The organism is Vibrio sp. V15_P4S5T153, from assembly GCF_963874485.1.
GTDB lineage: Bacteria > Pseudomonadota > Gammaproteobacteria > Enterobacterales > Vibrionaceae > Vibrio > Vibrio anguillarum.
Genome location: NZ_CAWNHR010000017.1, coordinates 114,563 through 127,736 on the forward strand (window position 1 = coordinate 114,563; position 13,174 = coordinate 127,736).

The window sequence follows — 13,174 nt, forward strand, 5'->3', positions numbered from 1 at the left end:
ATGTTGTGAGTAAAATAATTGGTGTAAAAATTACGGAATCCTCTGATAAGAAACTTATCGGTTCCTTTTGGTTGCTTGATAAAGCTCTAAACCAGGCTAGATGCTTGGCAGCAAACACAGATGAAATTGAAGTTGATTCAATAGTTTCTATTGATGAGCTTGGGAGTTTCGAATATGATGAAATTCCTTTAGAAATTGAACAGATTAATCAAAATGTAGGATTTCATCTGAACGTAAACGTGATGCACAAGGAAACATTGGAAGATGCCATAAATCATCCAGAAAAGTATCCCCAGCTCACAATTCGTTACAATGGGTAATCTCTTAGACTAAATTTATGACTGAGTGAGAAAAAACCTAGTAAATACCTTGGTTCACATCACTAACCATACTTTGTTGAGCACAAACACTCACTCAGTCTAAAAAACATTTAGTTCAGCCAAAAATTAGACCGAATTCCTAGTCTATTTGAGTCTAAAAAATGGCTCAAAAACTGTTAAAGATTCAAATATAAAATAAGCAAAATAGGTGAAGTCAAATGATTAACGCAATTCAAATTACTAAATCAGCAAACGATGACTTGCTGAACTCAATCTGGCTATTGGATTCAGAAAAAGGCGAGGCACGCTGTGTTGCCGCAGCTTCTGGCTTTGAAGCTGATCAAGTTGTAGCTATTGATTCTCTAGGTGAATACGAGTCTCGTGAAGTAGCTATGGAAGCTGCCCCAAAGATTGAAGGTGGTCAACACCTAAATGTTAACGTTCTTAAGCGTGAAACCCTTGAAGATGCTGTAGCTAACCCAGAAAAGTACCCACAGTTGACCATAAGAGTTTCAGGCTACGCAGTTCGCTTCAATTCTTTAACTCCAGAACAGCAAAGAGACGTAATTGCACGTACTTTTACTGAATCTCTATAAGAGTTAAGCATCTGAATAAAGGCGCTTTATGCGCCTTTATTTATTATTTACCCGCCTTTAGTTTATTTTTACCAAAAATAGCGTGAATTACATCACCTCCATAATCACGTCTATGTAGTACTTTCTCGTACTTTTCAATCAATTCTGCCTTCTTAGCATCAGGCAATGCCTCCATCAGAGCAGCGACAAACGGCTCTGTTACCGCAATCTGGTTCTCCAAAGCATTGTTTACCGCATCGACATGAAGCTTATTAATCTCAGCCAGTTCATTTTTCTTCTGTTTATCACTCGCTCTGGACTTACTTGACTTGTTAAGGGTGTCAACAACTGTATCTAAGCTTATAGTTTTACCGTCAACATATTGGAAATCACCATCATCAGTCCATATGGCATCAGGGAACTTCGCTTTAATTTTGATGAACTTTTGCAGCCTTGGATAATGTTTTAACGCCCCGTTTTTTAGTCCAGCTTCTTTGCAGACGTTGGAATCATTGACCTTTAAGGTCTTTAGCTCTTTCTTATGCTTAACATTGCCTGAGATAAGGCGTTCTATTGCTTCAAGAAATTTCTTCTGGGTTTGCGCTTTATCCCACTCTCTCGTGCCTCTAATCGCCATTATGCCGCCTCCCAATGAATAACCAGATCTTCCCACTCCTTTGGTATCTCAACGGGTTCAAACGGTACGTCCATATCCATCATAAGTTTCTCAGCAGACCTGATTTGCACAACCTGCCTAGCAATAGTTGGCGGGTTTAGTTCACCAAGCTCATCCGCTAGGTGCAAAGCAATCTCAGCCTCTTTACGAACAGACTCTGCATATGTGGCGAATTCAAAGATGTCGAAACCACAATCAACACAGTCAGATAAGTCAACGGAAATACGCATTCCGCATGAGCTGTGAGTACAGTACATATTTGGAGCAATTGCGTGGATGTGTTCGATACCTGAACGAATACGTCTTTTCCAGTATTCGACTGAAACGGCTCTATCCTCATTACCTTCTTCGAACTGGCTCTCACCTTGCTTAGCCATATTCTTCGTAATTTCAGTTACCTTGCCTCCGCCAAGACGCTCACCGTTGGCAAGCTTCCTATGAATACGAGCCATGATTTGAGCTTTCTGGTTCAGCCTTTCTACTTCTATTTCACGATGCATCCTAGCAAATGAGGATGCATACCTTGCGTACCAGCGAGTCATTGCCACCGTGAAGTGTGAAAATTGTTGTTTGAGTTGCGGATATGACAACAATTCATATCCTATCAAGTAATACGCTAGAGAGCGCCTTAGCTGGTGTGGGTTAAACTTAAAAGTGACACCCGCTGCTTTATTCGTGGAACGGTCTGGATTCGACATATCAAGTTGAGAAATATCTTCGTCGGTCATTTTGTAGTCTTTAAGCCAAAGCTTGACGTATTTCGTAATGTTGTCAGTGTCTTTGTCAGCAGGTTTTGTCTTAAGTAGCCCTCTAAATCCTCCGAAGAACCTGTTTTTGCCAGTCTTAAAATTATCTCTAAGTGGTGCGTGTATATCATTTAACAGGCGGTACGCTCTCGCTCCCATCTCTGTTGTTACATAGACATCATTCACAGTGTTTGCATTCATTGAGATTTTGCTTTGTCGAGTGGTTAATAGTGGTATAACCGTCCCTTTAATGGTGGTGTGCTGCAATCCATACTCAGGTCTCATTCGCCACAGTTCATCAGTTCGCATTCCACTCAAGGCTTGTATCAAGAATCGGCAAGCAGCATCTATCTCAGAAAGAGTGTCTTTAAACGCATTGAGGCTTTTCCAATAAAACTCTCTGGTAAGAAGATCGTAACCTCTCTCTTTCATTCTTGGGGTAGTATGATCTCTAATATTAAATGACTTGTAAGATGGGTCGATATCTTCGATTAGCTCAACCCACTTATCTCCTTCTTTAAAATCATCAATTAGAGTGATACCTGCTTCCTCAAATCGCTCAATCAACTTTTTTTGCACTGGAGGGCGGAAGTAACCATTGAGCGAACAAGAACCCGTCCTAATTGCTTTTTGAATCTTGATCTTAGCTGCTTTTTGCTTAGTTTGGATGTCCCGTAACTTATCCTGAAGCTCGATTCTGGAGTCATAATATTTGTTGACTACTGCTTCAGCTTGGTCAAAAAGCGTTTTGTAAACAGCAAGGGGAATGACTTGGTTTTGCTCTCCCTCTCTTTCAATAAGAGATGGAAAAGCCTTTGTTGTAAACGTGCCAACATTTTCAAAATTAAGAGGTAGCTCATATGCTTTGGTAAGCACATTTAATGATGCAATTGTCTTCTGTTGTATCTCGACAAAACCAAGATTGATCATCCTCCTTAGGGTCTCATGATTTAGCTCTTGAAATGAGTTCAAGCCGTATTCTGAACACTCCATCGCTAAAGACTTCAAAGGGTTGACATAAGACCTTACACTTGCAATCCACTCAGTGATTTTAGGTGCCATGAATAAGCAATAGTATGCAAACAGTTTAACTTCAAGATTAAACTGAGTTGGCAGTCTAGCGCCAATATCAACCTGTATCCCGCTGTATTCATATGCAAAAAAGTGCAAGTTTGTCACTTTACTTATGTCATAATCACCATTCCATAGGTGATCCTTGAGTGACCATATATCATCGCCAAACTTGATTAGCGTTTTGCCTCCTTTATCGACAAGAACAGGCAGCTCATTTATTGCTTGCCAATTTTTACTGTCAAAAAGTGGTTTAACAACATGTTCCATATAGTCATGTTGTTTTCTAGCAAATTTATCCCATCGCTTGTAATAGAAAGCGGATTCCAATGAGTAAGCAGCATTGATCACTTGTGGGTTCCTTATGCCAGAATTTGAGCTGCTTGCATCTTCTCTACAAGCGGGTGTAAACCATTGAGATAAAGCATTTTATTTGCCTCAGCCAATACCTCATTGGAGATATTTTCATTGATCATAATTCTTAGGTAGGTAGTAGTTTCTAATAGTGATTCATTATCAGGACGAAGGTCAATTCTCAACTCCATTACCTCAATGAAGGACAGTAGTTTATATACCTGTTTCGCATCATCGACCATCCGTGCTGATTTGCAACGAGAACACTGATCTAACTGGTAGCACGGCATAGAACCTTTAGGATCAATACCAATCTTTTTAGCTGTTTTAATTGCACCACGGTGGTAATCATCACCCATTGTTCTGTCTATATCTGGCACACCGTTACATGCGATCCCATTTTGATTAATGTGGAGCCTTCTTTGCTTTACCTCATCGAATGTCAGTGTTTCACGTTTCAAAAGCTTCTTAAGGGCGGTAATCGCATTTTCCTTGCTTTGACCTTTAAAAATTCTCGAAAGGATCTCTAGACCTTCATAGAAGATCATTTGGTTTTCCTCAGGGTTTCCATCCGCATAACTTTGCTGAAAGGTGTTTAGCTCATTGTCTAGAATGATAGAACCCTCTTCGCCAAGATCATTATCACTGTAAGTTTCAGATGCCATCAATGCCCTGAATCGTCTGGTATTGATGTCGAGATAATACTCGCCATGTGGAATGGCGAGATCATCGAGAATGGTGTGCATTGGCGGCAGCCTTTGAGGAGTTCTCCAATCAAAAATCCTATTCCCCGTAGAGTTAGGAAATGGCAACAGAAACCTATGTTCATTTTCCCCATTAGCACTCGACCACGCCTCAAGGTTTTTCATTACCTCTCGATATTCTTTGGGAAGAATGAAGTAACCCTTGGCTCCTGAACATGTTTGGAAGTGGTAATGGTGGTTGCCTTTATCTTCAGTCACCATGAGTGGCAATCTGGCTCCATAGAACGCCTCTGGGTTATTGTATCCACTGAGTAGAAGTGAAGCGCAAGAAACGATATTTCGCTTTGTCTTATAAGGCTTTAGAGAAGAAACTTTTTTACTTACTCGGTGAGAACCATCGGCTTGAACTGTGCTAGATATAACGTAAAACTTCCCCTTAAGAGCCATTGCTAACCCTTCAGCAAAGAGTGGCGATAGATACTCAGTATTTAGCTTTTTTAACCCTAATACTTTAGATAATTTAAATACAGGCTCTTGGCTAAACTTAACTACTTCATCATTAACACCAAGGTTGAAAAATAAAGGGCTGCGCTCAGTCGTTGAACCAAACATTTCAGCGAGTTTCACTAGCTTGTTGACTAAAGATACTCCCGTTTTCTTCTCGATCTCAACATCAAACTCGTCCTCACTGAAGTCGAAAATAGGCATATCATCAGTAAGCTCTGCCTTCACAAACTTGCCTGCCCTAGCTTTCCAAAGTGATAGTGATATTTGATTGATCGTCTTGTCTTTCAGCTTGCGCTTTTCAAACTTAATAGGGTGTGCAGCGTTGAGAACCACATCTCGGTTGAGTCCTGTGTAATAAGCAAACAGAGCATAACCTGCTGCCATGCAAATATTGAATGGACTTGTCGATACACCTAGCTCTGGCAGGTTCAGCTTGCCAAGATCTCCACCTAATTCAACTTCAATCGATTTAGGTAAAAGGGTGTGGGGGCTTGACTCATAATGGTTTGAAAGAGCGCCATACAAAGCGTCAAACGCTCTAAGTAATACCTTAACAGCCAAATCTGTTTCATCACTGCTGTAAGGAATAGTTAACTTTCTGTTCTTTTTAGAAAATGCTTCATAGCTACGCTCCCAAATTGGCTCATGAACCTCTGCCAGCTTAAGGATTGTTCTAACATCGTGAGTATGGGATGAGCAGGTGACTTCTGAGAATCCCAACGAATCACCATCACTCGACTGCATCAAAAATGGAGGGCGGTCTTCATTGATTTTAGCTCTACGTCTCAACTCACCTTCATCACCAACGTAGGCTAGATACCCTTCCTTAGAGAATGGCTCGATACCATTAGTATCGCAATACATTACGTAACGCCTGAAGTTGATGATTGCCATCGCATATGTGCTTTCAGAACGTGCTAGCTTAATCTTATCCTGAATGCCTTTAGCGATCTTATTTACGTATTGAGCACGCCCCTCGACTCTTAATAAATCAGGGTTTGCCGAATAAAAATAAAGGCGAGATAAATCAACCTCCGCCCCTCATAACTGAGCTTAAGCCAACTCAAATCAAAGGCTTCTCTGGTCTTCACTTCTCTTCTTACAGCGCCTGTGGAGCGCTTTTTCATAAAGCTTTTTCTAACCACTTAATATCAGCCTTAGTACATCATTGATGCGTTCATATTTTTTCTGGATGCGTTCTTAAAACGCAGTAATTTTGCGTCCAAAAACTTAACGTACTTTCTTGTCTGTTCGACGTTTTCATGCCCCATGAGAAGCATCAGTTCATCAAGCAGCATCTCCATTGGAACTTGTCGCTGAATGTGTTCCCTAATCAGCCATCTAGTAGCAAATGTCGAACGAGTATCGTGCGGTCGGTAATACCAATCAGGAATGAGGCTGTGACGCTTTCGTTCTTCAAGATCATGAAAATCATAGACAGCGTCAGCCTCATCAGGCTTAGTACCAAGGGCTATTTGGGCTTCTCGGTCATAGTTGATAGTTAGATGCTTCCGAATGTCACTTAAATAGCGTTGCAGTGTATTTTTAGCAATTGGTTCATGTGACTTTTCGGATATAAACAACCGACCATGAGGCTCTAGCTCAAACTCTTTCTGTTCTTCAAGTAAGCCAATCTGATCAAATGTTTTATTGCCCATAGGATTATCATCAGTTGGCACATCTAGGTTATAAGCCTTTTCGAGTCTAGAAAGTCTTGCATCAGATGCTTTGTAATCCCACAGTTTCTGCATCAGCTTGTCGCTAATTTCAATAGTCCTTTGCTTACTAAATTTAGTTTTACAGCCATTCAGGAGTTCGCTAATGCTTACCTTTATAATGCTCTCTCCAGATCGTGGTGGGCGAACAACGGATTCAGGAAATGTACATACTTCATTCATCCGTAACCCCGCTTCTAAGCAAAGTTCATACATTAGGCTTTTTGCCGAGCCAGAACTTTTGCTGAGTTGATTTTCAAACATAATTCGATGAAGCGGAGTCATTGGTTTTAGTGTTTGCCATGCAGGGACGGAAGATGTTTTATTTGTATTGAATTCCTGCATGATGTCAGTCGTTTGTATCGTTACTTTCATCCCCTTACTGGTGTGACCAAGGCTACCATTGTTAGTAAAACTAATTTCATAATCCTTACTGTGAAATGGCGTGTAGTCATTCGTTACCTTTAAGTACCCTGACTCCATAAGCCAGCGATAGAATCGAATTACACAGCTCACATAGGATTTTGCGGTACTCGTAGCCCAACCATCCTCTAAGACAATGCCACTAGATGGATCTAATGCCTGTAAATTATTAACAAGATCAGCCATAAACAGGTATGGAGCACCGTATTTGGGATTTTTGGTCAAGCTTCTGAAGGTCATATGCTCCACTTCACCAATATCATTTTCCCATTGACTGGAGTACACAAATCGGCAGAATGCGAGCATTGCTGCCGCCTCATGCTTCAACGTATCTTCTTTAATTCGGTTCATTCGGTATCTCAAGTACAGGTTCTCCAAAAGGAGTGGGACACCGTCTTGGTTTAAAATGACTGGCAGTATAGCGTGGTCGTCTACTTTGGGGATTCGATTGCTTTTCTTCAGTTTCTTTGTGGCACGTTTGTCATACGTGACGGTAAAGTCAATTTCACCTGTCTCCTGATTAACTTCAGGCTTTATCATGGGGTATCGAGGTACTTTGACGTAAACAACGATAAGATCTTTACCTATATCACTGTATTTAATGTGCCTTGCAGGGTCTTTCTCTCCAATTTCGAGTTCTTCGTTATCGCTCAAATCTTGCTCTACTCCACTCCATTATATTGAATTAAATGAGTATTAATTAAAGCCAGTCTAAAAACCAGTCCAATTTATATGTAATTCGTAAAAAACATATTAAAACATTCATTGTTTGGGCTGAGAGTAGAGTAGGGAGTGCTGTAGCTTAGCCTGTACTTGGATATACTTATCGTATTATCTGAAGATCGTTAATCAGAGCCTAGTGGCTTCGTATAGCGCAATTGACTTTAACACCACTTAAGAACCGTTATAAGACGGTGGATGACTTCTTATCAATATGTGATTCTCATTCAATAAATCGTTTTAAGTTCGATATGTTATCTATGGCATAGTGGTTAAAATGAAATCGTAAAATATTTAATCAGGTCAAGGTGATATGAGCTATCGAGTTGTACGGATCACAGAGTTAATGGCTTATGAGTTTGGACAAGTTGAAGGTGGCTTTAATGAACTCAATGAAAACGAGTTGAAGACGGCAATTCCATCAGGGATGGGATTTAACGCTTTTATGGAGCAGCTAAGGCAAGGACACCTTGTTTTACTGACGGACTCGCCTTCAACACCAATGCTGATCTCTGAATCAGGTGCTATGGGGGGAGGCAAAACGTGGTCTTTGAACTCTCAAGCTACCGATAACGTTGAACCTGCTGCACAAAGTGCATTGCTAGCTAGAACTCAAATGAGTGGAAGTAGCGCTGGCTACAGTCGAAGTAAGAGCCTACATCCGCCGTTGCCGATGCCAACGTATATTCCTGAGCCTCCGAGACGTGATTACTCTGATGAACCACCTAAGTTAAAGTATGAATACAGCTTTGAAATTGCGTGCTCTCAAGGTTCGGTACTTAAATCTGGTAATTGCCACTTTATTTTGGCAAAAACAGAGAATGAAGTGGAGCTAGGGCGCTGGGCTGAAACAAAGACAGAACATGGCACCCGCTACACTATACAGACTGCATTTGATGAACCTAAACGCCTTGTCGCTCAAGTTGCTTCTCGTCCTATGGGGATTTCTCCTACACACCCCGTCAAAGTCAGGAATATCGGCGCACAAGTTGCTAATGAAGGGTTTATTCCCGTGACACCTACCGTTCAATTGGGTGAGCGATTAGGATTCCCTACCGAAGGCTTTTATTATCACTTCCACGACAACCAGTTGGTACAAGAGTACCGTTTACAGGGTGATAAACGTTGGAGTTTTTATGCCACCCTAAGCAGGCATCAGCGTCTTGATCCAGAAAGAGGTTACAACACGGATCAAACAGCAATTCTGGTCTTTTGGAAGCTTGGCTGTAAAGTTGTCGAAAATCAGTATCTCGTTTACCTAGAAAGACAAATTACTCGTGATGAGTTAGATAATTTGACCGATGATTGGTTGAACGAGCATGGGGTAAAATTAGATATCCCTCAGCTACTTGAGGCGACCAAATCCCCCATAATTAAACGAACTGAAGCAGCGAAACCAGCCGAACAAAAACAACCAAAGCCAGTTAATCATATTGTTCAAACCGATCCCGAAACAGGAACGCGAGAAACGTGGGCGAAGATTGCCAACCAGTATGGGCTAGCCCCGAAAGCTTTGTTGGATCTTAATCCGCAATATGATGCAGACCCGATGTCTTTATCGTTAGGTGATTCTCTGAATGTGCAGAAGCCGCAACCTCAACGCATAGAAAAGGAATCCGTTTATGAGATACCACCAGAGAGTCCTAAGCGATTTAACCAACCGTTGAATACATTTTATGGCTATACAGGCCACTGTTTAGCTGAAACGTCAATAGTATCAATTAGTAACGAAAGGTTGGTCGAAAAAGACATCCCTGTAGTTAACTTGAAAATACTGTCTACGGAATCGAAAGCAACTGATTATGGCAAGCTGGCATTTTTAGCGTTGCCTGCGAGTACAGCAGGCTCTAATCTTGGGATTGTCAGTACCAATACCACCTCTACGTTAGGGAAATGGAGCATCTCAGGTGAAGCACTAGGCAGCTTTGCACGAGTTGGCGGAGGTTTGATTACTGCATTATGGCCTTCTCAGCTTGGGGATGGAACACTTGATGGCAACCCTGAGTTTGCTACGAGTGATACCACTACGATGCGCGTCCGTTTTAATATGTACACCGATGAAAATGGCAAGCAGCAAATTGTGGGTATCAAAACGGGTGAAGGAAGTGCATACGGGGATCGCGTGGCGAAGCGTGAAGCTGTTCAGCGAGGTCAACACTTTATTGCTGAGCTGGATAACGGTATCACGATTACATGGACACCTGACGGTTCAACTGATGTCCTCACCCCCGATACCGTATTACCCGAGAATGACCAACTGGATGTTCATAACATCTGGGTTCGTCCAATTGAAGAGCATGAGCAAGAAATTGGCACGGTTCTCTACCCAGAAGAAGATCTAGCTGAATATATTGTCACCTTTCCTGCTGATGCAGGGTTATCTCCACTGTATTTAGTTTTCAGTAAACCTAAAGTAAAACCATTGGAGGTCGGAACTTACGGTGAGCTAGCGCCCAGAAGTAAAAAAGATGGTATGGATATTGACCATATTCCTTCTCTTTCGGCACTGGTTAAAGCTACAGAAATGCTCTATCGTCGTAAATTGAGTAAAAACCAAATTGCAGAGATAAAGAAAACATCTGTAGGTATAGCAATCCCATCTCAAGTCCATCAAAAATGCAGCGAAACTTATGGCGGAAGAAATAGAACAGAGAAGCAACAATTGGACGCAGAAAACTTAGAAAAAGCTGTTGATAATAACTTTGATGCTATAGAAGCTTGTCTCAAGGCTGAGGGGTACTCTCAAGATGAACTCGAACAGGCTCGTCAAGAAATACATAGACTCAATAAACAAAATGGATGGTATTAAATGAGCCACTCTTATGAATGTTTCGTAGGAAATACGTATCAAACTTTATTAAAAGATGCATCCTTTCTTTCGCTTATAGGGGGGAACGTACCTGAAATTGTTGATGAAAGTTTAGATAGTTTCTATATCGTTTCGGATAGCAGTAAAGCTGAGTTGATCTTCAATAAGCATACTCAGATACTTGAAGTTATTATCTTTAAGAAAAGTGCTGATGGGCATTTCCCCAAGTCATTGAATAGTCATATGGATGCTGATGAAGTTCGTAGTATTCTTGGGAACCCCATTGAAATAGTTCAAGCGCGAAAACTACCTGTTTTAGGAATGGTTCCACCTTTTGATAAGTTCGAAGGCAATGTGGAGGTGACTTACTCTATTGATACTGGCTTGGTTGAAGAAGTTCGATTTGGCTCATAGAATTAAACTAAGTAGTTCATTCAAAGGTTTTGGGTAAGATATTACTCTCTATTTTGAGTCTGATTTTTTACCCAACTTACTCAGTCTAAAAAAGTTCCCCACTTTAATCCGCGTAAGTGGATATGCTGTAAGGTTTAACTCTTTAACTAGAGAGCAGCAACAAGATGTTATCACCCGAACTTTTACAGATAGGATTTAAGAGCTTATGATCCGAACAATAGATCAGGGTTTCACTTAGTTTGGTTTAAAACTAGGTGAAGAAAAATGTTTAAAAAAACGTATATTGTAGTAGATATCAATGGTCATGAGCAGATTGTAAATAATCTATATGAACTCATTAAATCAATGGGTATCAGAAGGTTTAACTATATGTTCGGTGATCAGTTTGAAAAAATTAGCTGGAATCAAAAGTACAACTTACCTGATGCTGAAAGAGCAAAGTTTGCTTTTGATGATAAAGATGGTTTTTACAGTTCCTGTAATTACAAGATTCTAAATCTCGCAGGAAACGTTATACCAAAAGCTCAAGTGTTGTCTGAGTATATTGAACTCAATCCAAAAGAAATTGATGACCTAATATATCGCTTTTACTTCCGTGTAAGCGGGTTTGCGGCAGAAAAAAGAAGGCGCAAATATGGTAGAGGTAATAGAAAAAAGTCTTTTGCCAGGGTGATGAAAAATCAAGATGACGAATGCTTTGAAGGTGTTCGCATCAAGAAGATTAAGCGTAAGGATAGAGAGCTTCTTCAGGAAATGAAGGACTGGTACACAGACTATGAAAGAAGGTATTCTGAGCGAAACTGGAAAAGGTATCGAAAAACACAATATAAATAATAGATAAGCCTCTTGATAGAGGCTTTTAATGGTAAATAATAATGAAAATAAAAACGTTGAATGAACTCATTCTTGAGAAAAGTTGTTATCCAATAAATACAGACTACAAAAAATTTTGTATCGAAGAAGATTTTAGTGACAGAGCGATAAATGAAGTCAGAGAATCATATAGAGACCGTCACTGGATGTATCTAGTAGACGCATTGTTATCCAGTCTTTTTCTGTCTAATCTCAATGTCTTTAAGATGCACCTTGAAGAATTTCAAGGAAGAGAGGTATCAGATAAGGTTAGAACTGAGGTCTATAGAGAAATTCTAGCTGTATCTCTAATGCAGTACAATAAAGAGATAAAACCAGAAGCAATTTCCATATTTAGTGAAACCACTGGAATTTCAGTTAAGGAATTTGTGTTAAAGCATGATCTTACTGTCTATGAAATTAACAATATTGAACGATCTCCACTGCAAGCCTTACTGGATTATTCAAACAAACCATTCTTTGAGGATGTGTGTTTAGCTTATAGACAAAGTGTGGACTTACACGATATTTTTTCTTTTTTAAATTCGCGCCAAGAGACCACCCATATGGCTACTTGGTTATTGAGTGATTTTGATTGTAGGAAATTTATCATTTCGCTTAGTGAAAAAGACTGTGATTTTTACGATAATTGTTCGTACCTCCTACTCTATTTAACTCTATCAAACAAATATCAGTGGAAAATTGATGATATTTCAGATGCAATAAATTATAAGAGTTATAAAACTTTATCACTAATTGATGATTACTTAGTTATTGATGATGAATTATACTTTTTGAGTATGTTAGCCAATTCATTGATGAATGATCTTTATTTGTATTTGTCACCAAGCATGATTGATTATTCTAAGAGTGATGAATACATATTGGAAAAGACTAGCAAGATATTTGAAGAATATTATGATGTTTCTGAAATGCATAACACATTAACTTTAACGTTTACAATGCTAAATATTAGAAAACGAAAAGCAAGGATTCAATCAATAATTGACTCTTGGCTAAAAGGAAATAACTTCCCGAAAGTGTTCTTAGATCGAATCACTGATTTCGAACAAATAGCAAAGTTTTTAAAAATAATTCATGTAGATTTCGATATCGTAAAATTTCAAGAGCTTGTTAATGAGAACCTAGTGACACCTTCAATCGAGGGTGAAGTGGAATCTCTTTTTTCTATCAATGAAAATCAAAGAATTAAGCCTTTAGAAGATGTTGGTTTTTAAGTTTTTAGGTCTGATTAATAGTCAGACCTTGTAAATTGAAATAAATAAAA

10 protein-coding genes and 1 pseudogene are annotated in these 13,174 nt (G+C 39.7%); 7 read left to right on the forward strand and 4 right to left on the reverse strand.

Translation table 11 applies throughout. The annotated features are described in order from the left end of the window. Positions 1-5: 5 nt before the first annotated feature. Both AACT42_RS10740 and grcA read left to right on the forward strand, forming a co-directional pair. Positions 6-320 carry a glycine radical domain-containing protein gene (locus tag AACT42_RS10740; RefSeq protein WP_369597156.1) on the forward strand — a complete coding sequence of 105 codons (315 nt, stop codon included), beginning with the start codon at positions 6-8 and terminating at the stop codon, positions 318-320. Between the two features lie 218 nt (positions 321-538). Next, positions 539-916, forward strand: a complete 378-nt coding sequence (gene grcA, locus AACT42_RS10745; RefSeq protein ID WP_042764113.1) for an autonomous glycyl radical cofactor GrcA — start codon at positions 539-541, stop codon at positions 914-916. Between the two features lie 43 nt (positions 917-959). Here the strand turns inward: grcA and AACT42_RS10750 are convergent, their stop codons facing one another. The 4 genes from AACT42_RS10750 to AACT42_RS10765 form a co-directional block, all read right to left on the reverse strand. Continuing rightward, positions 960-1,532, reverse strand: coding sequence for a hypothetical protein (locus AACT42_RS10750; RefSeq protein WP_094133490.1), 573 nt, complete (start codon positions 1,530-1,532; stop codon positions 960-962). Next, positions 1,532-3,739, reverse strand: a complete 2,208-nt coding sequence (locus tag AACT42_RS10755) for a hypothetical protein (RefSeq protein ID WP_094133489.1) — start codon at positions 3,737-3,739, stop codon at positions 1,532-1,534. Before AACT42_RS10755 ends, AACT42_RS10750 begins: the two co-directional genes overlap by 1 nt. 11 nt (positions 3,740-3,750) lie before the next feature. Further along, on the reverse strand, positions 3,751-5,817 hold the full coding sequence (locus tag AACT42_RS10760) for a hypothetical protein (RefSeq protein WP_094133488.1): 2,067 nt from the start codon (positions 5,815-5,817) through the stop codon (positions 3,751-3,753). Positions 5,818-6,110: 293 nt separating this feature from the next. Further along, complete coding sequence (locus AACT42_RS10765) at positions 6,111-7,745, reverse strand: site-specific integrase (protein ID WP_094133487.1); 1,635 nt, start codon at positions 7,743-7,745, stop codon at positions 6,111-6,113. Positions 7,746-8,124: 379 nt separating this feature from the next. On the opposite strand from AACT42_RS10765, the gene AACT42_RS10770 reads away from it, so the two are divergent. From AACT42_RS10770 to AACT42_RS10785, 5 genes and pseudogenes are all read left to right on the forward strand, one after another. Then, positions 8,125-10,620, forward strand: coding sequence for a T6SS effector antibacterial DNase (locus AACT42_RS10770; RefSeq protein WP_094133486.1), 2,496 nt, complete (start codon positions 8,125-8,127; stop codon positions 10,618-10,620). Next, positions 10,621-11,034, forward strand: a complete 414-nt coding sequence (locus AACT42_RS10775; RefSeq protein ID WP_094133485.1) for a hypothetical protein — start codon at positions 10,621-10,623, stop codon at positions 11,032-11,034. A gap of 88 nt (positions 11,035-11,122) precedes the next feature. Beyond that, positions 11,123-11,233 (forward strand): annotated as a pseudogene (locus AACT42_RS24805) (autonomous glycyl radical cofactor GrcA); the annotation flags it as partial. Positions 11,234-11,298: 65 nt separating this feature from the next. After that, complete coding sequence (locus AACT42_RS10780; protein WP_094133484.1) at positions 11,299-11,868, forward strand: hypothetical protein; 570 nt, start codon at positions 11,299-11,301, stop codon at positions 11,866-11,868. A gap of 41 nt (positions 11,869-11,909) precedes the next feature. Beyond that, the gene (locus tag AACT42_RS10785; RefSeq protein WP_094133483.1) at positions 11,910-13,124 is read left to right on the forward strand and encodes a hypothetical protein; all 1,215 of its coding nucleotides are present in this window, start codon (positions 11,910-11,912) and stop codon (positions 13,122-13,124) included. Positions 13,125-13,174 lie beyond the last annotated feature (50 nt).